This is a genomic window from Dyella sp. AD56 (assembly GCF_002878475.1).
In the GTDB taxonomy this organism is placed as follows: Bacteria; Pseudomonadota; Gammaproteobacteria; order Xanthomonadales; family Rhodanobacteraceae; genus Dyella.
The window spans coordinates 48,622-68,176 of the sequence record NZ_NRDP01000025.1 but is presented as its reverse complement, the minus strand read 5'-3'; the positions used below and the strand labels follow the sequence as shown (position 1 = coordinate 68,176).

Annotated in this window: 18 protein-coding genes; 9 read left to right on the top strand and 9 right to left on the bottom strand. The window is 63.5% G+C overall.

Annotated elements, in window-relative coordinates; all coding sequences use genetic code 11:
* Position 1: 1 nt before the first annotated feature.
* Both DyAD56_RS16460 and DyAD56_RS16455 read right to left on the bottom strand, forming a co-directional pair.
* Positions 2-481 carry a TlpA disulfide reductase family protein gene (locus tag DyAD56_RS16460; RefSeq protein WP_102303858.1) on the bottom strand — a complete coding sequence of 160 codons (480 nt, stop codon included), beginning with the start codon at positions 479-481 and terminating at the stop codon, positions 2-4.
* Complete coding sequence (locus tag DyAD56_RS16455) at positions 478-1,752, bottom strand: YihY family inner membrane protein (protein ID WP_102304012.1); 1,275 nt, start codon at positions 1,750-1,752, stop codon at positions 478-480. Before DyAD56_RS16455 ends, DyAD56_RS16460 begins: the two co-directional genes overlap by 4 nt.
* 131 nt (positions 1,753-1,883) lie before the next feature.
* Here DyAD56_RS16455 and wrbA point away from each other — a divergent pair, with 131 nt between their 5' ends.
* The 3 genes from wrbA to DyAD56_RS16440 all read left to right on the top strand — a co-directional run bounded on the left by wrbA (position 1,884) and on the right by DyAD56_RS16440 (position 5,482).
* Positions 1,884-2,486: an NAD(P)H:quinone oxidoreductase gene (wrbA, locus tag DyAD56_RS16450; protein WP_102304011.1), complete on the top strand. Its 603-nt coding sequence runs from the start codon at positions 1,884-1,886 to the stop codon at positions 2,484-2,486.
* Positions 2,483-2,839 (top strand): DUF2069 domain-containing protein, encoded by a 357-nt coding sequence (locus DyAD56_RS16445; RefSeq protein ID WP_102303857.1) that lies wholly within the window; start codon positions 2,483-2,485, stop codon positions 2,837-2,839. Before wrbA ends, DyAD56_RS16445 begins: the two co-directional genes overlap by 4 nt.
* A gap of 144 nt (positions 2,840-2,983) precedes the next feature.
* Positions 2,984-5,482 carry a prolyl oligopeptidase family serine peptidase gene (locus DyAD56_RS16440; RefSeq protein WP_102303856.1) on the top strand — a complete coding sequence of 833 codons (2,499 nt, stop codon included), beginning with the start codon at positions 2,984-2,986 and terminating at the stop codon, positions 5,480-5,482.
* Between the two features lie 48 nt (positions 5,483-5,530).
* Here DyAD56_RS16440 and DyAD56_RS16435 read toward each other — a convergent pair whose 3' ends face one another.
* Positions 5,531-7,006 carry a PLP-dependent aminotransferase family protein gene (locus DyAD56_RS16435; RefSeq protein WP_102303855.1) on the bottom strand — a complete coding sequence of 492 codons (1,476 nt, stop codon included), beginning with the start codon at positions 7,004-7,006 and terminating at the stop codon, positions 5,531-5,533.
* A gap of 100 nt (positions 7,007-7,106) precedes the next feature.
* Here DyAD56_RS16435 and DyAD56_RS16430 point away from each other — a divergent pair, with 100 nt between their 5' ends.
* Complete coding sequence (locus DyAD56_RS16430; RefSeq protein ID WP_102303854.1) at positions 7,107-8,102, top strand: transporter; 996 nt, start codon at positions 7,107-7,109, stop codon at positions 8,100-8,102.
* Between the two features lie 8 nt (positions 8,103-8,110).
* Complete coding sequence (locus DyAD56_RS16425) at positions 8,111-8,872, top strand: class I SAM-dependent methyltransferase (RefSeq protein ID WP_102303853.1); 762 nt, start codon at positions 8,111-8,113, stop codon at positions 8,870-8,872.
* Here DyAD56_RS16425 and DyAD56_RS16420 read toward each other — a convergent pair whose 3' ends face one another.
* Positions 8,873-9,778, bottom strand: a complete 906-nt coding sequence (locus tag DyAD56_RS16420) for a LysR family transcriptional regulator (RefSeq protein ID WP_199179019.1) — start codon at positions 9,776-9,778, stop codon at positions 8,873-8,875.
* Between the two features lie 133 nt (positions 9,779-9,911).
* Between DyAD56_RS16420 and DyAD56_RS16415 the strand changes: the two genes are divergently transcribed.
* The 3 genes from DyAD56_RS16415 (at position 9,912) to DyAD56_RS16405 (ending at position 13,238) form a co-directional block, all read left to right on the top strand.
* Entirely contained in the window at positions 9,912-10,916 is a 1,005-nt protein-coding gene (locus tag DyAD56_RS16415) for an aldo/keto reductase (RefSeq protein ID WP_102303851.1), read from the top strand.
* A gap of 98 nt (positions 10,917-11,014) precedes the next feature.
* The gene (locus DyAD56_RS16410; protein WP_102303850.1) at positions 11,015-12,661 is read left to right on the top strand and encodes an acyl-CoA dehydrogenase family protein; all 1,647 of its coding nucleotides are present in this window, start codon (positions 11,015-11,017) and stop codon (positions 12,659-12,661) included.
* 85 nt (positions 12,662-12,746) lie between these two features.
* Positions 12,747-13,238: an asparaginase domain-containing protein gene (locus DyAD56_RS16405; protein WP_102303849.1), complete on the top strand. Its 492-nt coding sequence runs from the start codon at positions 12,747-12,749 to the stop codon at positions 13,236-13,238.
* Positions 13,239-13,318: 80 nt separating this feature from the next.
* Here the strand turns inward: DyAD56_RS16405 and DyAD56_RS16400 are convergent, their stop codons facing one another.
* The 4 genes from DyAD56_RS16400 to sufT all read right to left on the bottom strand — a co-directional run bounded on the left by DyAD56_RS16400 (position 13,319) and on the right by sufT (position 18,276).
* Complete coding sequence (locus tag DyAD56_RS16400; RefSeq protein WP_233202527.1) at positions 13,319-15,979, bottom strand: protease pro-enzyme activation domain-containing protein; 2,661 nt, start codon at positions 15,977-15,979, stop codon at positions 13,319-13,321.
* A 728-nt stretch (positions 15,980-16,707) separates the two neighbouring features.
* Positions 16,708-17,016: a hypothetical protein gene (locus DyAD56_RS16395; protein ID WP_233202525.1), complete on the bottom strand. Its 309-nt coding sequence runs from the start codon at positions 17,014-17,016 to the stop codon at positions 16,708-16,710.
* Between the two features lie 372 nt (positions 17,017-17,388).
* Complete coding sequence (locus DyAD56_RS16390) at positions 17,389-17,607, bottom strand: YdcH family protein (RefSeq protein WP_102303847.1); 219 nt, start codon at positions 17,605-17,607, stop codon at positions 17,389-17,391.
* 111 nt (positions 17,608-17,718) lie between these two features.
* Positions 17,719-18,276 carry a putative Fe-S cluster assembly protein SufT gene (gene sufT / locus DyAD56_RS16385; RefSeq protein WP_102303846.1) on the bottom strand — a complete coding sequence of 186 codons (558 nt, stop codon included), beginning with the start codon at positions 18,274-18,276 and terminating at the stop codon, positions 17,719-17,721.
* A gap of 237 nt (positions 18,277-18,513) precedes the next feature.
* Here sufT and DyAD56_RS16380 point away from each other — a divergent pair, with 237 nt between their 5' ends.
* On the top strand, positions 18,514-18,954 hold the full coding sequence (locus DyAD56_RS16380) for a hypothetical protein (protein ID WP_102303845.1): 441 nt from the start codon (positions 18,514-18,516) through the stop codon (positions 18,952-18,954).
* Positions 18,955-19,037: 83 nt separating this feature from the next.
* On the opposite strand, the gene DyAD56_RS16375 is transcribed toward DyAD56_RS16380, so the two are convergent.
* On the bottom strand, positions 19,038-19,523 hold the full coding sequence (locus tag DyAD56_RS16375) for a MarR family winged helix-turn-helix transcriptional regulator (protein WP_102303844.1): 486 nt from the start codon (positions 19,521-19,523) through the stop codon (positions 19,038-19,040).
* Between the last annotated feature and the right edge of the window lie 32 nt (positions 19,524-19,555).

Below are 19,555 nucleotides of genomic sequence, written 5' to 3'. Positions count from 1 at the left end.
GTTACTTACCCAAGCCGATGGCCTCGCCCAGCGAGGCCTCGTTGACGGTGCCGACGAAACGCTTGGCGACCTTGCCGTCTGGGTTGATCAGCCAGGTCGTCGGCAGACCACGGGGTTCATCGAAATCCTTCAGGGGTTTGTCGAGTGTCACCTGCGCCACGGGATAGCTCACCGGGTGTTTGACCAGGAAGGCCTTGATGTCGGCGACATCGCTGTCGTCGTAGGCCAGACCGATGGCGCTCACCTTGTCCTTGTGCGCAGTGACGAACGTCGAGATGTCCGGCATCTCCTTGATGCATGGTACGCACCACGTGGCCCAGTAATTGACGATCACCCACTTGCCACGCTGCGACGCCAGGTCGTACGGCTTTCCGTCGAGCGTGGTCAGCTTGATCGACGGCTGCTCGGGCATAGCGGCGTGCGCCGCGCCGGCAAAAGCGAGCGCAAAACCCACGACGGCCAGCGGCTTCAGCAACTTCATTGCGTTATTTCCTTGGACAGTGTCGATGCCGGCGCGCCCAGCGGATAGGCAACGTCCAGCGTCTTGTGAAGATTGTGGCAGAGTGATTTTGCGGCTTCATCGAGCAGCGACAGCAACGCTGTCGGCAGGCGCAGGTCGTGCACGCGCGCCTCCTCCGCTGGATGCAACGGCACCCTGTAAGAGCAATGGGCGTATACGCGCATCAGGTCGGTGCTGTCGAGGCTGCGCGCCAGCATCCACCCGCTGCCTACTTCGCCCTGGATCAGCTCGGCGCGTTGAAGATCGCCGAAGTAGTCGACGATCGCCGCGCGATGCAACCGCGGCTCTTCCGCGCGCACGCTGTCCGGAGTGACCTTGCCCCCTTCTCGCTGGGCGTTGATGAAGTGCCCCAGCACCACGAGCAGGCCGAGCAGTGAGGCATCTTCCGGCAGGTAATCGGCCGGCGGCAGGTAATCGAAAGCGGAGAGGGATGCCGCCACCGACGCGCAGAGAATCACGATCACCCAGGACATGTAGATCCACAACAGGAAGATCGGCAGCGCCGCGATGGCGCCGTAGATCTGCTGGTAGGTGTGCGCATGATGGATGAAGCGCGCGAATCCCCAGCGTGCAATTTCAAACAGGATGGCCCCCATGAACGCACCGATGGCGGCATTGCGCCAATACACCCGGCGATTGGGCACCACCATGTAGATCAGCATGAGGGTGAGAAAGGTCACGACGAACGGCAGCACGCCCACCAGCCGCTCTTTCAGGTTGAGCGTGCTCGCGGCATCGTTGAGCAGCGGCAGCGCGGTCGCAAACGAGGCCAGCGCGATGCCACCCACGACCAGCACCGGCCCCAACGTAAGCGCTGCCCAGTACAGCAACAGACGCGAGATCCAACCGCGCTGGCGCTGCACGCGCCAGATGCGATTCATGCGGTCCTCAATGCTCACCATCATCGATAGCGCGCTGAAGAACATCACCAGCACGCTGATGCCGGTGAGCTTGCTGGCATTGTCGGCGAAGCCGTCCAGGTACTCCTGCACGCGCACACCGGCCGCGGGCACAAAGCTCTTGAACACGAAATCGATCAGCATGCCGCGTGCATCGGCAAAGGCCGGAAACGCCGCAAAAATCGCCAGCGAGGCCACGATGAGCGGCACCAGCGATACCAGCGTGGTGTAGGACAACGCGCCAGCCGTCTCGAAGCACTTGTCATCGATGAACCGCTGCCAGACAAACCGGCGGAAGCTGTGAAAGCGGTCGCGATCGAAACGCAAGGCCATGGCCATGGTGACTCCTTTCCACGTCAAACGCCCTATGGTGACGCCGCACCGCATACTGGATGCGTGAACATGGCGGCAACTCGGGCTTGATCGCCCGCTACACTAGCCGATCAGACACCTATACCCAAACCATGAGCCACGACATCCTGGTCCTCTACTACAGCCGCACCGGCCACACCGCCCAGCTCGCGCGACTGATCGCGCGCGGCGTGGAGGAAGTCCCAGGCATGCGCGCCCGCCTTCGCCAAGTGCCGCCCGTGGCACCCGTCACCGAGCTTGCGCAACCGCCCGAACCGGAGGAAGGCGCGCCCTACGTGACGCGCGAGGATCTCGCCGAATGCGCTGGGCTGGCCATGGGCAGTCCGACCCGATTCGGCAACATGGCTGCGCCGCTCAAGTACTTCCTCGATTCCACCGGCGCGGAATGGGCCAGCGGTGTACTCGCCGGCAAGCCTGCCGCCGTATTCACCGCCACCAGCACCATGCATGGCGGCCAGGAATCCACCCTGCTCACCATGGCCCTGCCCCTGCTCCATCACGGCATGCTACTGGTGGGTCTGCCCTACACCGAGCCTGCGCTTACCGCCACGCAAAGCGGCGGCACACCTTATGGTGCCAGCCATGTCGCAGGCGCCAAGGGCGACAACGCCATCAGCGAGCACGAACGCGAATTGGCTCGTGCGCTGGGACGCCGCCTCGCAGACGTCGCCAAACGGCTGGGCACCAGCGCATGACGGCTTCCGTCGCCACGAACTATCGCGTGGGGCTGGTGGCGTGGGCCGCGCTCACCGTGCTGCAACTGCTGTGGCATGGCTGGCTGTTTCCCTCGCAGATCATGTCGACGGCGCTGCTACTCGGCATCACCGTGGTGCCACTGCTGTTGCCGCTGCTCGCGATCCGCGACGTGCGACGCGCACTGCTGTGGGTGGGCATTCTCAGCCTGTTCTACTTCTGCCACGGCGTAAGCGAAGCCTGGAGCGCGCCGGGTGAGCGCTGGCTGGCGTGGATCGAGATCCTTCTCACACTGACGCTCATCGGCACGCTCGGATTGGGCGTGCGCCGCAAGCGCATGGCGTCGCGCACCTGAGAGCGAGCCACCCGCCACCGAAAGTTTTTTCGGAAGCGTGACTTTCAGCAGGGATGCCAGAACAGGGCGGGACGGTAAGGTCAGGCGGCAAAGAGCCTGGGCCGGGGAGACATGGAACAGGCTCTCACACAAGGAGACCGTTCGATGCGTACTGCCACCCTCGGCAAGAGGTTGCCCCTGGTTGCCGGCCTGTTGGCCCTGCTCCCTTCCATCACGCTGGCTCGCTATGACAAGCCGCCCGAGCCGCTGCTTGGCGTGATGCACGCGCCTTTGCCGGCGATTCCCATGCTCGACCCCACGCGCGAACGCATGCTGCTGGTCGAGCAGTCGCAGTATCCCTCGATCGACCGCGTCGCCGAGCCTTACGTGAAGCTCGCCGGCCTTCGCATCGAACCACGCAACCATAGTCGGCATGACGCCTCGAGCGGTTACGGCATACGCGCCTGCCTGAAGAATTTCACGCTGGAAGACGTGGCCAGCCACCAACAAACGCCGGTGGCATTGCCAGCCAACGCGTGCCCCGGCGCGCCGCTGTGGTCGCCCGATGGGCATCGTTTCGCCTTCACCAACACCACCGACCAGGGCACTGAACTATGGCTGGGCGACGCACTCACTGGCCAGACCCGTCGCGTGGACGGTGTTTCGCTCAATCCGATGATGGACGACAGCGTGCAGTGGCTGCACGGCAGCGACTCGTTGCTGGTGAAACAGGTGCCAGCCAACCTCGGGCCGGCCCCCAAGGCAGGTGCTGACGCCGGGCCGGAGATCAAGCAGTCGATCGAGGGCAAGGGTGAGAGCAGCACCTACGAGGCGCGCGACACACTCTCCAGCACGGACGACGAAGCGCTGTTCGATTACTACGCGATGGCCCAGCTCGCTGTCGTCGACGCCGCCAGCGGCAAGGTGCATCCGGTCGGAAAGCCGGGCGTGATCGCCGGTGTCGCGGGCGCGCCCGATGGCGAGCACGTACTGGTCGAGACATTGAAGCGGCCGTACTCCTACGTCACCACCTATGAGCGCTTTGCACGCGATGTCACGGTGCTCGACGTGCAAACGGGGCAATCCTCGTCCATTGCCTCGTTGCCCGTGGCCGACCGCGTGCCGGTACGCGGCGTGCCTGTTGGTCCGCGTGAATTCGAATGGCGTGCGAACGCACCAGCCACGCTGATCTGGCCAGAAGCGCTCGATCAGGGCGACTGGAAGGTCAACGTACCCAAGCGTGACAAGGTGCTGATGTGGAGCGCGCCCTTCAGTGGCAAGCCACAGGAAGTGGCCCGTACTGACCAGCGCTTCAGCGGTATGCGCTGGCTCGCCCAGGGCAACGAGCCATTCGTGTACGAGCAAGACGCCAACCGCCAGTGGATCCACATCAGCCGTATCGATGTGGCCCATCCATCCACGCCGGCACGCACTATCTGGGATTACTCGGCCAACGAGATCTACAAGAATCCCGGTACGTTGCTGGGCCAGACCTTGCCCAACGGCGCGAACGTGGTGCGTCAGGATGGCGACGCGGTGTACCTCTCCGGTCCCGGCGGCACGCCCAAGGGAGATCGCCCCTTCCTCGATCGTTACAACCTGTCCAGCGGGCAGACCGAGCGCCTGTTCCGCAGCGGCACGGACACTTACGAGCGTCCGCTGACCGTGCTCACCGGTGGCGACCGCTTTATCACCGCCCGGCAGTCGCCGACCGAGCCGCCCAATCTGTTCATGTACACGCTGGGTGCTTCGGCGGGCAACCCGCAGGCAGGCGAGGCAGCGTTCGCCTCTCATGCGGAAGCCATCACGCACATCCCCGATCCGACACCGCAAGTGCGCGGTATCGGCAAGCGGCTGGTGACCTACAAGCGCAAGGACGACGTGGAGCTCTCGTTCACGCTGTACACGCCGCCGGGCTACAAGGAAGGCACGCGTCTGCCGGCGATCTTGTACGCCTACCCCCAGGACTTTGCCGATCCCAGCCAGGCTGGCCAGATCAGCGGCTCCCAGCAGAAATTCGACGTGCTGCGTGGATATCGCCTGCTGCTGTTGTCGGGCTACGCGGTGATCGACAACGCGTCATTCCCCATCGTTGGCGATCCGCGCACGGCCTACGACACGTATGTGGAGCAGTTGGTGATGGATGCGCAGGCGGCGGTGGACAAAGCCGTTGAGCTCGGTGTGGTTGACCGCAATCGCGTCGGCGTCACTGGCCACAGCCATGGTGCACTGATGACGGCCAACCTGCTGGCGTATACCGACCTGTTCCGCGCCGGAGCAGCCACCAGCGGCGCCTACAACAAGACGCTGACGCCCTTCGGCTTCCAGAGCGAACGCCGATCACTGTGGCAGGCACCGACCGTGTACGAGAAGGCATCCACCTTCTTCCAGGCCGACAAAATCAAGACGCCCCTGCTCATCATGCACGGCATGGACGACGCCAACCCGGGCACCGAGCCGATTCAGTCGCAGAAGCTGTTCCAGGCCATTCGCGGCCTGGGCGGCACCACGCGATTGGTGATGCTGCCGCATGAGCCGCACTGGTACACCGCGATGGAGTCGAACGAGCAAGAGGTGTACGAAATGCTCACCTGGTTCGACCGCTACGTAAAGAACGCAACGCCGAAGACCGAGTCGGCAACGAAGAACAAGGCTGCGCCCTGAGCCTGCACGACGATGCTGGGCGTCGCCTGCGACGCCCAGCGCCCGCACTCACAGACACAGGCTGAGCTTGCGCACGCCATCATCGATGTCCGCCAAGCTCGCGCCGCCATAACCAAGGATCAAGCCGCCACGTTCCGGCGGCACGATGTAGCACGGTGTCAGCGGTCGCACTGACACACCCATGCTGGCCGCCCGGCGCGACACCGCCACGTCGTCCACGCCCGGCGGCAGCAAGCCCGCCAGTTGCATGCCTGCTTCGGTGCCGATCACTTCCAACCGGTCGCCAAGGTATCGGCGAATGGCCTCGTGTACCGCCACGCGACGTTCCATGTACAAGGTGCGCATGCTGCGGATATGGCGCGCGAAATGGCCTTCGCGGATGAACTCCGTCATGGCCGACTGATAAAGCATCGACGAGAACGTATCGATCGCGTCGCGCCCGGCATGGAAGTCGGGCACCAGGTCAGGCGGCACCACGATGTAGCCGAGCCGCAGCGCAGGAAACATCACCTTGCTGAAGGTGCCGATGTAAATCACTCGTGCGTGCGTATCCGTGCCCTGTAACGACGACAACGGGCGACTGCCAAAGCGGTACTCGCTGTCGTAGTCGTCCTCGATAATCCACGCATCGTTGCTGGCCGCCCAGCGCAGCAGTTGCATGCGCCGCGATGCGCTCATCGCCATACCCAGCGGAAACTGATGCGACGGCGAGATGTACACCGCGCGCGCATCCGCACCGACACGTGCACCATGCGCCACGTCGATGCCTTCCGCGTCCACCGGCACCGGCACGAGTTCCGCGCCAGCCGTGCGCAAGGCCTGATGTGCACCGGGATACCCTGGGTCTTCCATCCACACACGCTCGCCCGGATCGAGCAGCACGTGCGCGCAGATCTGCAGCGCTTGCTGCGCACCCGTGGTGATCAAGACCTGCGAGGCATCGCATCGCACGGCGCGCGCGGCGCCCAGATATTCGGCAATGGCTTCGCGCAGCGGCAGATGTCCCATGGGATCGCCATAGCCCATCGCCTCCATCGACAGATGCCGCGCGTGGCGACTGACCAACTTGGACCACAGCGCAAAGGGGAATGCATCCAGCGCCGGAAGACCCACGCGAAACGCCCCCATGTTGGCCAACCATGTCGCCTCGGGCGACCGCATCAGCACCGCTCGCCGGGATGTGCGACGGGAACCGCCCGGCGGCGACGCCGACAGAAAGCTCGCTCGCTTAGCCCGCTCCATCGTCATGTCGGCAGGGATCGCCCGCGCCACGCACGTGCCCGCACCGGTGAAGGTTTCCAGGAACCCTTCGGACTGCAATTGCTCGTACGCGCCCAGAACCGGAATGCGGGAGATGCCCAACTCATGCGCGAGGCTACGCGTGGACGGCACGCGCTGCCCCGGACGCAATTGGCCACTGCTGATGGATCGGCGAAACCACTCCGACAGCTGTTGGTACATGGGCATGTCGCTGCCCACATCCATGGCAACGGGCGGCAGAAATCCGGCGGGAATGCGCTGCATGGCGCGGCTCCGAAGTGGATATATGAAATTGCTTCAAAGTGGCTATTTCCGCCAACCACTTGCGGGCTTAGCTTGCGCTCGTCCGATCGAGCCCGCAACCATGAAGCGACACCTACCCGCACCGCTGATCGACCCGCGCTTTTTCGCGCTTTGCCTGGCATGGCTGTTGTGCCTGCTGGGTGCTTGCCAACGGGCGTACGCCCAGGACGAATCCTCGGCCGAACTGCCGCAGACCCGCGACAACGCCTGGTGGACCGGCCCCATGATGGCCAACTCGGCCGAGACGCTGCCGCCGGGCCACTTGCTCGCCGAGCCCTACCTCTACGACGTCGCCAGCCGTGGTTCCGACAGCTTCGGCTCACGCACCTACCTCAACTACGGCGTCGCCGATCGCTTCACCATGGGTGTGATTCCGGTGTTCGGCTACAACCGTGTCAGCAACGCCTCGAACAGCAGCGGCGTGCAAGTGGGCGACATCACCGTGCAGGCGCAATATCGCCTGCGGCAATTTCACGAAGGCAGCTGGCTGCCAACCGTCGCCATCCAGATCCAGGAAACCTTCCCGACCGGTGCATACGATCGCCTTGGCAACCGACCCGCCAATGGCCTGGGTAGCGGCGTCTACACAACGACCATCGGCCTCAACACGCAGACTTACCTGTGGATGCCGAACGGCCGCATCCTGCGTATCCGCTTCAACGTGTCGGCGTCGTTTTCATCGAGCACGGACGTGCAAGGCGTAAGCGTCTACGGCACTGACGCAAACTTTCGCGGTAACGCCCGCCCAGGTGACAACGTTTCCGCTGACGCATCACTGGAATACAGCCTCACGCGCCGCTGGGTATTGGCGCTGGACCTGCTCTACAACCACAACAACAGCACGCGTGTGAACGGGCAGGAATATGCGAATAGCGATCCCTTCCCGCCGGATGTGACTCCAGGCGCCAAGTCGAATCGTTACATCGGCTTCGCGCCCGCCGTGGAATACAGTTGGACGCCAAACATCGGCCTGCTGCTGGGCGTGCGCATCATTCCCTCGGGCAATCGCACGTCTTCGTCCATCACACCAGCCATTGCCCTCAACTACGTGCACTGAGGAATGCTATGAAACGCGTCTGTCTGCTCGTGCTCTCTACCCTGCTTACCGTCACCGCCGCAACGGCCGCCCCACCCACGCACCCACTACCCAGCTTCGTCGGGCTCGCCATTGCCGACAAGAACCGTCCCGCAGACGATCGCGCACTCGATGACCAGCGCCATCCCGCCGCCGTGCTCGGCTTCACCGGTATCAAGCCCGGCGACGTCGTGGTCGATCTGATGCCGGGCAAGGGCTATTACACACGCCTGTTCAGTCGCATGGTCGGCCCCAAGGGCAAGGTCTATGCGTTGCAGCCCTCCGAGATGGACAAGAAGGCGCCAAAAGGATTGGAAAGCGTGCGCAGTTTTGCGGGAACAGAGGCGTATCCCAACGTCACCGTGCTCGTCGAGCCGGACAGTGCACTGAAACTGCCCGAACCGGTGGACGTCATCTGGACCTCGCAGAACTACCACGACTTGCACGATCCCTTTATGGGCAAGCCGGACATGGCCACGCTCGATAAGCAATTGTTCGACGCACTGAAGCCCGGCGGCACGCTCATCGTGCTCGACCACGCCGCAGCGGCAGGCACGGGCATTTCGAAAACGGATGACCTGCATCGCATCGACCCCGCGGCGGTAAAGAGCGAACTCACCGCCGCAGGCTTTCAGTTCGACGGCGAGAGCGACGCACTGCTCAATCCTGCCGACGACCATACCAAGCCGATTTTCGACGCATCCCTCAAGGGACACACCGATCGCTTCATCTACAAGTTCCACAAGCCCTGATCACTTTGTCCGGCGCACTTCACCGTCCCCTCGCTGCGCGCCTTCGTCCTTAATGAAATCGACGAAGGCGCGCAGCGGCGCCGGCATATGGGTTCGGCTTGGGTAGTAGAGCAACGGTCCACTGAAGCTTTGGCACCAGTCTTCCAGCACCGGCACCAGCGCACCGGTCGCCAGTGCCGGCTGCAGGAATTCCTCGAAGGTATGGATGATGCCGAGGCCCGCCATGGCGGCCTCCAATTCCATCTCGACAGTGGAGGCCAGCAGCGGACCATCCGGTCGGATGCGCACCGTTTTGCCTCTGCGTTCGAACTCCCACACCGCAACACCGCCGCTGGGGAAGCGATGCCGGATGCACGCGTGATTCACCAGATCCTGCGGCCGCTCGGGACGTCCGCGGCGCTCGAGGTACGCGGGCGATGCGGCTGCCACAAAACGCTGCACGCGCGGCCCGATGGGCATGGCGATCATGTCTCGTTCCACGCGCTCTTCGTAACGGATGCCGGCATCGCAGCCCGCCGCAAGCATGTCGACGAAGGCATCATCGGTGACCACATCCAGCGTGATGCCCGGATGCGCCAAGAGAAAACGCGCTGCGATGGACGGAAGGATGTCGCGCGCCATGATGGAAGGCACGTTGAGGCGCAACGTGCCTGTCGGGCTGTCGCGGTAAGCATTGATGCTGTCCAGCGCACTGCCTATCTCACCGACCAGCGGTGCAAGCCGATCGAGCAGCCGCTGGCCGGCCTCCGTCGGCGTGACGCTACGGGTGGTGCGGTTGAGCAGGCGTACACCCAGGCGCGCTTCGAGCCGCCGCAAGGCCGCACTCAGTGCGGAAGCCGAAACACTCCCCTGCAACGCAGCGCCGCGAAAACCGCGGGCACGCGCCACCGCCAGGAACGCTTCGATATCGGAGAGGCCAGACTCTTCCATTGTGCTGATTCCGGCACGGGCTGTAATGATAGGGCCGGATTATCGTACACCGGCCCTGGCGCCATACTGCGCGCCATACCGATCCCTACCATCTTCGGAGAATCGCACCATGCAATACCGTCAGCTTGGCGCCACCGGCCCCCGCGTTTCCGCTCTCGGCCTCGGCTGCATGGGCATGTCGGGCATGTACGGCCCGTCGGATCGCGCCGAAAGCATCGCCACCATCCATGCCGCGCTCGATGCTGGCATCGACCTGCTCGACACCGGTGACTTCTACGGCATGGGCCACAACGAGATGCTCATCGGCGAGGCGCTGAAACAGGTGCCGCGCGACAAGACGCTCATCAGTGTGAAGTTCGGCGCGCTGCGCGGCCCGGCCGGCGACTGGGTGGGCTACGACGCCCGCCCCGCCGCAGTGAAGAACTTCCTCTCGTACACGCTGCAACGCCTCGGTGTGGAATACATCGACGTCTATCGCCCTGCCCGTCTCGACCCCAATGTCCCGATCGAAGACACCATCGGCGCGATCGCCGATCTGGTGAAAGCCGGTTACGTGCGGCATATCGGCTTGTCCGAAGTGGGTTCGGAAACCATCCGACGCGCTGCAGCCGTGCATCCCATCTCCGACCTGCAGATCGAGTACTCGCTGATCTCGCGCGGCATCGAGGACAGCATCCTGCAGACCTGCCGCGAACTGGGCATAGGCATCACCGCGTACGGCGTGCTGTCGCGCGGGCTGATCAGCGGCCACTGGGACAAGAGCAAAACGGGCGCCGGTGATTTCCGCACGCACAGCCCGCGCTTCCAAGGCGACAACATCGATCACAACCTCACGCTGGTCGAAGCACTACGCCAGATCGCCGCGGAGAAGAACGTGTCCGTCGCTCAGCTCGCCATCGCCTGGGTCGCGGCCCAGGGCAAGGACATCGTGCCGCTAGTTGGCGCACGCCGCCGCGACCGCCTGCATGAAGCGCTGGGTTCGCTCGACGTAGCGCTGACCGCCGATGACCTCGCCACCATCGAAGCCGCCGTGCCGAAGAACGCCGCCGCTGGCGCGCGCTACGCGGCCGCACAGATGGCGCACCTGGACAGCGAGCGCACGCACGCCCATTGATGGCCCCATGGCCGCATCGATTACCGTCGATGCGGCCATGACACGCCTGCCACATGCGCGGCCTATACTCGACGACACCGATCCGTCGAGAGCCGATCATGGGATTTCTGCAAGATCCGCCGCAGCTCGCTCATCCGTATCGTGAAGATCCCCTGCTGCGCGCCATGCTTCGCCGCGCGCTGCCGCCGGCGCGACTCGCCACCATCGAGCCTGATCTGCGGGCCTTGGGCGATTACGCCGTCATGGAATGGCTGCGCGCGAGCCGAAGCGCGCGCCGTAAGCCTGTGCTCACGCAATGGGACGCATGGGGCAACCGCGTCGACCGCATCGAACTCACCGACGCATGGCTGGAAGGCCCGCACATCACCACGCAACACGCCGTGCTCGCGGCCGGCCATGAGGTGCACGAGCACGCGCGACTGGAAGAATTCGCACGCGTTTATCTCTATCACGTGGCCAGCGAGTTCTACAGCTGCCCGCTCGCCATGACAGACGGCGCCGCGACGGCGCTCAAAGCATCAGGCAATAAAGCGCTGATCGAACGCGCGCTGCCACATCTGCTGAGTCGCGATGCGTCCACGTTCTGGCTGAGCGGCCAATGGATGACTGAGAACGCTGGCGGCTCGGATGTCGGCAACACGGAAACCGTGGCACGACAGGACGCCTCCGGCCAGTGGCGCCTCTACGGCCGCAAGTGGTTCAGCTCGGCCGTGGTCGGCGAAATGGCGCTCGGGCTTGCGCGCCCGGAGGGCGCTGGGCCCGGCCCCAGCGCGCTAGCGCTGTTCTACGTAGAGACGATGGATGGCGAGCACCGTAAGCCTGAGCTGATCATCGACCGGCTGAAGGACAAGCTCGGCACGCACGAACTGCCCACGGCGGAAATCCATCTGGACGGCTTGCCGGCGTGGCCGCTCGGCGAGTTGTCGAACGGCGTGCGCCAAGTCGCGCCGATGCTCAACGTCACGCGCACGTGGAACGCCGTCGGCGCCACCGCCAGCATGGCGCGCGCGCTGTCGCTGGCTCGCGACTACGCTAGCCGCCGCCAGGCCTTTGGCAAGCGCCTGATCGACCAGCCGCTGCACGCACAGACGCTGGCCGACATGCAGGCGGAGTTCGAAGGCGCCCTCGCCCTCACCTTCGAAGTGGCGCACCTGCTCGGGCGCGTGGAGCACGGCGCCGCACAACCGCACGAAGCCGCCTTGCTGCGCCTGCTGACGCCGCTGGCGAAGCTGTGGACCGGCAAGATGGCCGTGAAGCTGTGCTCGGAGGCGCTGGAATGTTTCGGTGGCGCCGGCTACATCGAGGACACCGGCCTGCCTCAGTTGCTGCGCGATGCGCAGGTCTATGCGATCTGGGAAGGCACGACCAATGTGCTCTCACTCGACAGCCTGCGCGCACTGGCCGGCGACAACATCGGCGCCCTGTGCATCGCCATCGAGGGCTGGCTGGCCGACAGTATCGATGCGCAGGCACGTCAGGCCATCCATCGTGCCCTGCACGATGCTGTCGCCTTTCTGCAAGCCCACGCCAGTCAGCGCGATACCATGGAGGCCGGTGCCCGAGGGCTGGCTCTCACCCTCGCCCGCACCACGGCCGCAGCCCTTCTGGCGCGGCACGACACTTGGTCGGCACCGCACGGCCATGCCCGCACTGGTGCGGCGCTGCGACGCTTCGTGTCGCACGGCCTATCGCGCCTGTCGGCCGCCGATGCCACCGATACGGCGCTGCTGCTGGGGCCGCATTAAATCCTCGATAGGGGCCATCCTCGGGATGCCCCCGGGGCCGGTAACGGCTAAAATGCTTGCCTCCCCACCCTGGCGACTCCCGACCATGCAGCATCTGACCATCGTCACCACCGGCGGCACCATCGACAAGATCTACTTCGACGACAAGTCGGACTACAAGATCGGCTCGCCCCAGATCGGCGACATCCTCAGCCAGCTCGGCGTGGCCTTCCAGTTCGACGTGATCCCGATCCTGCGCAAGGACAGCCTGCACATGAACGATGAGGATCGCACCCTGGTGCGCTCCACCATCGAGGCGCAGCCGCATCGCCACGTGCTGGTAACCCACGGCACCGACACCATGGTGGAGACCGCGCGCGAACTGGCCAACATCAAGGGCAAGGTGATCGTGCTCACCGGCGCGCTGAACCCCGCGCGCTTCCAGGGCTCGGACGCCGTGTTCAACATTGGCTGCGCCGTTGCCGCCGTGCAGACACTGCCGGATGGCGTGTACATCACCATGAACGGCCGCGTGTGGGATCCGTCGAAAGTGCGCAAGAACCGCGACGCCAACCGCTTCGAGGAAAGCAACGGCTGATCCCGTTCTCTTCCGACAAAGACAAAGGGCCCGGTCATCACTGACCGGGCCCTTTGCTTTTCATGCCACGCGAATGGCGATTACTGCACGGTCAGGTTGACGTCGTCGAGCACGAACGAGGTCTGCAACGATGCATCCTCGGAACCCGTGAACTTCAGCGTCACGGTCTGGCCGATGTACGCGCTCAGGTCGAAGCTGGCCTGCGAGTAGCCCGAGGCCGCGTTGAGGTTCGAGTACGTCGCCAGCGTCTTCAGCACGGTGCCGCTGCTGTTGAGCACCTGTACGCTCAACTTGTCGTACGCCGTGGTGGTGCTGGTCTCGGCAGTATCGACGTGCAGGTAGAAGGTCAGCTTGGCCGAAGTCTTGCCGCTGGGAATGGCCACCTTCTGCGACACCGTATCGGTGTGCGTGCTGCCGTAGCCGTCCAGCCATGCGAACCAGGTGCCGCTGTGCGCCGTCTCGCCACTGCAGGTGCTGTTGCTGCATAGCGTGCCGGAGCTCATCGACCACGGACTGGCGGTGCCGGTCTCGAAGCCCGGGTTCACGATGATCTGCGAGGGCGTGCTACCGCCCGACACCGTCACGGACGAGGTCTTGCTCGAGGTCTTGCCGCTTGCACCGTCCGTCACCGTTTCGGTCACGTTGTACGTGCCGGCCGCTGCATAGGTGTGGCTCGGGCTGGCCGTTGTCGCGGTGCCGTTGTCGCCGAAGGTCCACGAATAACCGGTGATGCTGCCACCCGAATCCGTCGAGCTGTCGGTGAAGTTGGCGGTCAGGCCGCTGGTGACGACGCTGAAGTTAGCCGTCGGCGTGCCACCCGTGCCACCACCGGTCGTGCCGCCCCAATACTGCGTCACGTAGCTGCTGAACTTCGCGATGTCGAGCGAACCCCAGCCGGTGGTGTTGTCGAAGCCAGCTTTGGCGGTGTAGCCGTAACCGTTGTAGCCGTTGTTGCCCGAGGTGACGTCATGCAGCGGCGAGGCGTCGCTCGGGAAGTGCGCGTACATGTTCTGCGTCGGCAGGCCCAACGTGTTGTTGTTGGCCGAGAGAATGCGCGCCCAGATGCCGACGAAGATCGGCGAAGCCAGGCTGGTGCCGCCGATCTGGTAGGTCTGCCCTTGAATCACGATGTTCGCACCGGTCGACTGTGCGGCGTCGAATGCAAGGTCGGGCACCTGACGCATGGTCACCGAGGAACCCAGTGCCGTGGTCTGCCAGGCCGGCGCCGACTCGAACAGGCTCACGCCGCCGCCGGTCGCCCACAGGCGCTCGTTGTTGTCGCCATTGGTGGAATCGACAGCCGCCAGGCCTTCGTTCCACACCGTTTCTCCCGCCCAGGTGGTGCCGCTGGTGCTGAGCGTGGTGCCGCCCACCGCCACCACGTTCGGCGAACTGGCCGGCTCGCTGACCGAGTAGTGGCTCAGGGAGATTTCCACCGTGCCCGACGAGTTGGCCACATAGCCCGGCGCACCTTCGGTCGGATCGCTGGACCACTGGTACACGCCCGCATCGCCCGAAGCGATGGAGAACGTCTGACCCTGCGCCACGGCCTGCGCGAAGATCTTGTCGTCGGCCGCCTGTGTACCGGAACTGTTGGCCGCGGACTCGTCCTCACCCAGCGAGACGTTGATGACCTTGGCGATGTTGTCGGTCACCGCGCGATTGTACGAGGCGGTGATAGCAGCGTCGGTCAGGCAGCTGTCGTTCGCGTCGCAGTTGGGTGCCGTGTAGAAGATCAGCGTGTTCACACCACCCGAGGTGCCGGTGATGGTCTGGCTGTCCAGGTTCCATTCGCCGTCACCGTTCGGATCGTCTGCGTAAGCACTGGTGCCAGTCTTCACCACCTGCGTGTTCACCGTGCTCATGCCGGCGCCGCTGGTGAAGGTGTTGAGGTCGGTGATGGTCTGGGTCAGGTCACCCCAGGTGATGATGCCGACCTTGGTATTGGATGCCGTCGGCGTGCTGCCTGCGTCATAGACCTTGGGGAAATCCGTCGGGCTGTGCGAGGTCTGCGTACCCGTGGCCTGAATGCCCACGCTGTTCGTACCCGCATGCACCGGTCCCACGATGTGGTGCATGGTGTGCGGCACGTTGAGGTTCTGCAGGCCGAGTACCGAATCGACGATGCCGCCCAGCGCCTGCGGCACTTGTACCGCCGCATCGTTCGCGATGCGCTGCTTACCACCGAACTTGAACGTGCGCATGGTGGTGCGGAATGCCGCGTTCACCGAGTTCGCGTTGCCGTCCGCTTCGACCAGCATGTTGTTGGGCGATACACGCACGTTGCTGAAACCGGACTGGCTCAGGTGCGCAACCACCTGTGCCACTTGGGCGTCGCTCGGCGCAAAGCGTGCTTTGAACTGCGCCGGCGTGAGGAAATGGTGGAACTGCGGGCTGGCAGGATCGTTCACCGCATGCAGAAAAGTTTCCAGCTCATTCACGTTGCGCATGTTGAGGCTGAGCGCCACGTGCATCGGCTTGCTTGCCTCCAGCGGCGACACCGTGGCGGCATCAACCTTCGGCGAGCCGTGCATGCTCAGCGTCCAGCTGTTGTTGGTCGCGACGGCTGCAGTTGCTGCCGTGCCAGGCGCTGCATTGCGCGTCATGGCTGCCTGCGTACGCACGCCGACCCAACCGTCATTGGTGGTCGCGTGCAGCGAACCTGCCATGGCGAACGACATCGCCAGCGGCAGCAGTGCCTTGCGAAACGCTTTTCCCCGCAAATCGATACGAACAGTCATTCTTTTCTCCTTGACGTTTTTTGAGGACGAATCGACCCGATGCGGTGCGTAGCACCACATAAAAAATGCGCCGCTCGCGCGGCATCAGGTCTAGTGACTGTGTTGCGATCCGATAGGCGTCCGGACTTGCTTTCCCCCTGCCACTCCATGGAACGGCATGCCCGAACACAGACTCGCTAAACGACGCACACCGGACGAATGTCGGTGCCCGCGTCGCCAAAGGACCATCCGTCAACCCTCCCGCTCACGGATTAATTGACGCTAATCAAGAAAATTCGAAGCGTCAATGAAATCAGCGCGGCGTATGAAACGCCTCGAAAGCAGCAAATACATGCGAAATACAGGCAAAAACGTCAATTCTTACGCCTGCTTTCACGAGGCCTACGCTCAATGAGGTCAATCGAATACTTGCTAACTTTCAGCATGTTGCTGAAAGTGGTGATGCTCATCGCAGTATTGAAAGTTGCCTCGCCAACCACGCCGTAGCGCGAGTTATCTCGATCTCAACGACGCAACCTGCAACGGCACGTGTAACCGGATCGCGAGGAAACACGCGAAAGATATTGCGCACGCTTCCGAAACGCTGGCTTACGGAAGCTGCACAAAGATGAACTTCAGTTGAATTTCCTACGCGTTGCGCCGCGAAATCCGCGCACGGCAAGGACGCGACCAAGCGTCGGCCGCTCTCCTGTGATCAGTCCATGACTGCACAAGCAAATAGCTGCGACCTACTTCGGGAGAAAGCGAACTTCCTGCACGAAATCGAGCATCTCGTCGTCGGCAGGACCCGCGATACGCCCAGCCGAAGCTTCCTGGGTGTAGCGCAAATTCACTTTACGACCGACGAGCTCTTTTTTCAGAACCGTTCTGTCTGGATCGGTGTCGGCAAACCAATCACCACATCGGGCCACGCAATAGGCCCGTATCTCTCGACCATCGAGCGTGCGCACGATGACAAACATGTCGTCAATACCACCGCCATCCACCAGCAATCCCGACGCCTCTTTCACAGTGGTCGGCGATGCACCCGCAGCCATGACTTCGGATAGGCCTATAGGCGCTATAGCCATCAACAAACAGAACATTCGAACATTCATGTGATGCGTCTATGGAAGCGGTAGGGACACAATAACTTGCCCAAATACGGGCGACCAGAGACACATCCAAATTGGCTCGCGCCAGCCAGGACCGAAGCGTGCGTCGCCCGACGCAGGCATCGTCGGACGGGAGAACATCTACGACCTCACCCGTAGAGTGCGCTCGCTCCCGTACCACGCGGCGACAGAAGTGCACGCCCGGCTCGTTGCGTCGCCATGCGATCTAGTTCCCATTGTTCATGGATAACCGCGCTGATCAGCGCGGCAGGCGCGGCAGGCGCGGCAGGCGCGGCAGGCGCGGCAGGCGCGGCGTCAAGCTACGGAAGCTTTGCGCAGGATCACGTAGATCTGATCCTTCAGGAGCAGCTTCTCTTTCTTCATCTGCTCGATCGCCATGTCACCGGCCGGCGCGAACCCGGTTTCCATGTTCTTGATCTCCTGATCCAGCTCGTTGTGACGCTGGAACAGGCGGGAAAAATGCGGATCGCGCCCCTTGAGGGCGGTGATGAGATCACGATGTTCGGGAAACATTCCTTGGCTCCTTGAGACGAAACAGGCTGCGTATGCAGCCTGACGTTCAAGCGAACGGGAAGTATTGATCTGAATCAGCCGTGTAGGCGTGCGGCGATACGTCCGGCGATCTCAAAGCATGCCGGTTTCGAGCTTGGCCGCGTCCGACATCATGGAGTGGTTCCACGGCGGATCGAACACCAGGTCCACGTCCGCCTCGGTCACGGTGGGAATGAGCTCGAGCTTGGTACGCACGTCATCCACGAGGATGTCGCCCATGCCGCAGCCGGGCGCAGTCAGCGTCATCTTCACGTAGACCTTGCGCTGGTCCGGTGCGGGATGCTCGATGCTCACGTCGTAGACCAAGCCCAGCTCGACCACGTTGATCGGGATTTCCGGATCGAACACCGTGCGCAGTTGCTGCCACACCAAGGCTTCGACGTCGGCATCCGTGGCATCACTGGCCAGTTCGATGGCCGGCGGCGGTTCCTTGCCCAGCGCGTCGGCATCGTTGCCGGCAATGCGGAACAGGTTGCCTTCCACATATACGGTGAAGCTGCCGCCCAGCGCCTGGGTGATGTAGCCGATCTGGCCGGCGGGCAGGCTCACCACTTCGCCCTGCGGCACCATGACTGCCTGACAGTCACGCTCCAGAGTGAAAGGTTCGCTGCTAAGACTGAAACCGCTCATGCCGATCCTGCTGAATCTCGTCGATGTGCGCGGCAAGCCGCCACGCCAAGCTAACTATTATGCCGGTTGACGACCGGTCTTGCCCGTTCACATCAGGTCGGACACGGCCAATCTCAAGGGATATCCCACCTTCCTGCCGCTTCAGGCCCGGGGCAGCGAGCCCGTCCGGCGCGGTATCATCAGAGTTTTACGCTCGGGAACAACCGTGTCCTTCATCCAGTCCACCGCTCGCCATTCATGAAGATCCGGGCCATCTTCTCGCTGCTGTTCGCCCTGGTGAGCACCTTGATGCTGGGACTGGCCGCTGGCGCGGTGTGGATGGTTCCCACGCTCTATTCCCAGCATGCCCTGCCCTGGCTCGCGTTGCCGGTGGGTTGGTTGCTAGGCAAGGCGGTACGGAACTGGGTGCGCTCGGCAGACCGCCAGGCCGCCGCTCTCGCCGTCATCGCGACGTTAACTGCGGTGCTTTACGTCAACCTGCTGATGGCCGCCGCGCGCATTGCCGGTTTGATGGGCCTGGGGCTGGTCGACTCCATACGCACCGCCGGGTTGCCGCTGCTGCTTCAACTCGCCAAGCTGAGCCTCTCGCCCATGGACGAGGTCTGGTTCATCGTCGGCATGAGCTTCGCGGCCATCGCTGCCCTGCGCACGGGCCGCCGACCGAAAGCTGGCGGCTGATCCCCTGCTAGCGGATTAAATCGAACGAGCGGTACCCATGCGCGGTACTCCGCTGCACTAAGACGGATAGCCGGGATCCCGAGCTAGGCATCTGAGGAATCGGTTGGTGAGATAGCCGAGGCCGCAGCCTGCGCAGCAACTGCAAGCTGGGACATGACACTCCCCGCCACACGCGAAGCCTCCTCGCCGAGCGCCTCAGCCAACTGGCCCCGGGCGCGCTCCCAGATGCCCATGGACTCGTCCATCAGCCGGCGCCCTTCGTCCGTAAGTATCAGGCGTTTGCCGGCGCGGCCCTGCCCTCCGTGGCTGCGCACGAGATTTCTCTGCTCAAGACCCTTCACGCTGCGGCTAAGCGTGGTGGCGTCTACCCCAGCCCGAGCCGCCAGCTCAGTGAGCGTTGGCTCATGGCTGCCGCCAATCCCCACGAGAAGACTGAATTGCTCTGCGGTGATGCCCACGGGTCGAAAGCAGGCGTTGTAGTAGCGCGTGAGCGCCCGCGCGGTAACCCGGGCCTGGAAGGCTGGGCACTCCGTTTCAACGCGGCGATAGAGATCGGAAGCCTCTGTCATTTGCAGGTCTCGACTAACTCCAACTCGCATAA

Bases quoted from the DNA above. Each gene is read 5' to 3' on its own strand.
- DyAD56_RS16460 (WP_102303858.1), bottom strand. From the start codon at position 481: ATGAAGTTGCTGAAGCCGCTGGCCGTCGTGGGTTTTGCGCTCGCTTTT.
- sufT (WP_102303846.1), bottom strand. From the start codon at position 18,276: ATGAGCGGTTTCAGTCTTAGCAGCGAACCTTTCACTCTGGAGCGTGAC.
- DyAD56_RS16440 (WP_102303856.1), top strand. From the start codon at position 2,984: ATGCGTACTGCCACCCTCGGCAAGAGGTTGCCCCTGGTTGCCGGCCTG.
- DyAD56_RS16435 (WP_102303855.1), bottom strand. From the start codon at position 7,006: ATGCAGCGCATTCCCGCCGGATTTCTGCCGCCCGTTGCCATGGATGTG.
- DyAD56_RS16400 (WP_233202527.1), bottom strand. From the start codon at position 15,979: ATGACTGTTCGTATCGATTTGCGGGGAAAAGCGTTTCGCAAGGCACTG.
- DyAD56_RS16395 (WP_233202525.1), bottom strand. From the start codon at position 17,016: ATGGCTGCGGGTGCATCGCCGACCACTGTGAAAGAGGCGTCGGGATTG.
- DyAD56_RS16410 (WP_102303850.1), top strand. From the start codon at position 11,015: ATGGGATTTCTGCAAGATCCGCCGCAGCTCGCTCATCCGTATCGTGAA.
- DyAD56_RS16455 (WP_102304012.1), bottom strand. From the start codon at position 1,752: ATGGCCTTGCGTTTCGATCGCGACCGCTTTCACAGCTTCCGCCGGTTT.
- DyAD56_RS16375 (WP_102303844.1), bottom strand. From the start codon at position 19,523: ATGACAGAGGCTTCCGATCTCTATCGCCGCGTTGAAACGGAGTGCCCA.
- DyAD56_RS16415 (WP_102303851.1), top strand. From the start codon at position 9,912: ATGCAATACCGTCAGCTTGGCGCCACCGGCCCCCGCGTTTCCGCTCTC.
- DyAD56_RS16430 (WP_102303854.1), top strand. From the start codon at position 7,107: ATGAAGCGACACCTACCCGCACCGCTGATCGACCCGCGCTTTTTCGCG.
- DyAD56_RS16445 (WP_102303857.1), top strand. From the start codon at position 2,483: ATGACGGCTTCCGTCGCCACGAACTATCGCGTGGGGCTGGTGGCGTGG.
- DyAD56_RS16425 (WP_102303853.1), top strand. From the start codon at position 8,111: ATGAAACGCGTCTGTCTGCTCGTGCTCTCTACCCTGCTTACCGTCACC.
- wrbA (WP_102304011.1), top strand. From the start codon at position 1,884: ATGAGCCACGACATCCTGGTCCTCTACTACAGCCGCACCGGCCACACC.
- DyAD56_RS16405 (WP_102303849.1), top strand. From the start codon at position 12,747: ATGCAGCATCTGACCATCGTCACCACCGGCGGCACCATCGACAAGATC.
- DyAD56_RS16380 (WP_102303845.1), top strand. From the start codon at position 18,514: ATGAAGATCCGGGCCATCTTCTCGCTGCTGTTCGCCCTGGTGAGCACC.
- DyAD56_RS16390 (WP_102303847.1), bottom strand. From the start codon at position 17,607: ATGTTTCCCGAACATCGTGATCTCATCACCGCCCTCAAGGGGCGCGAT.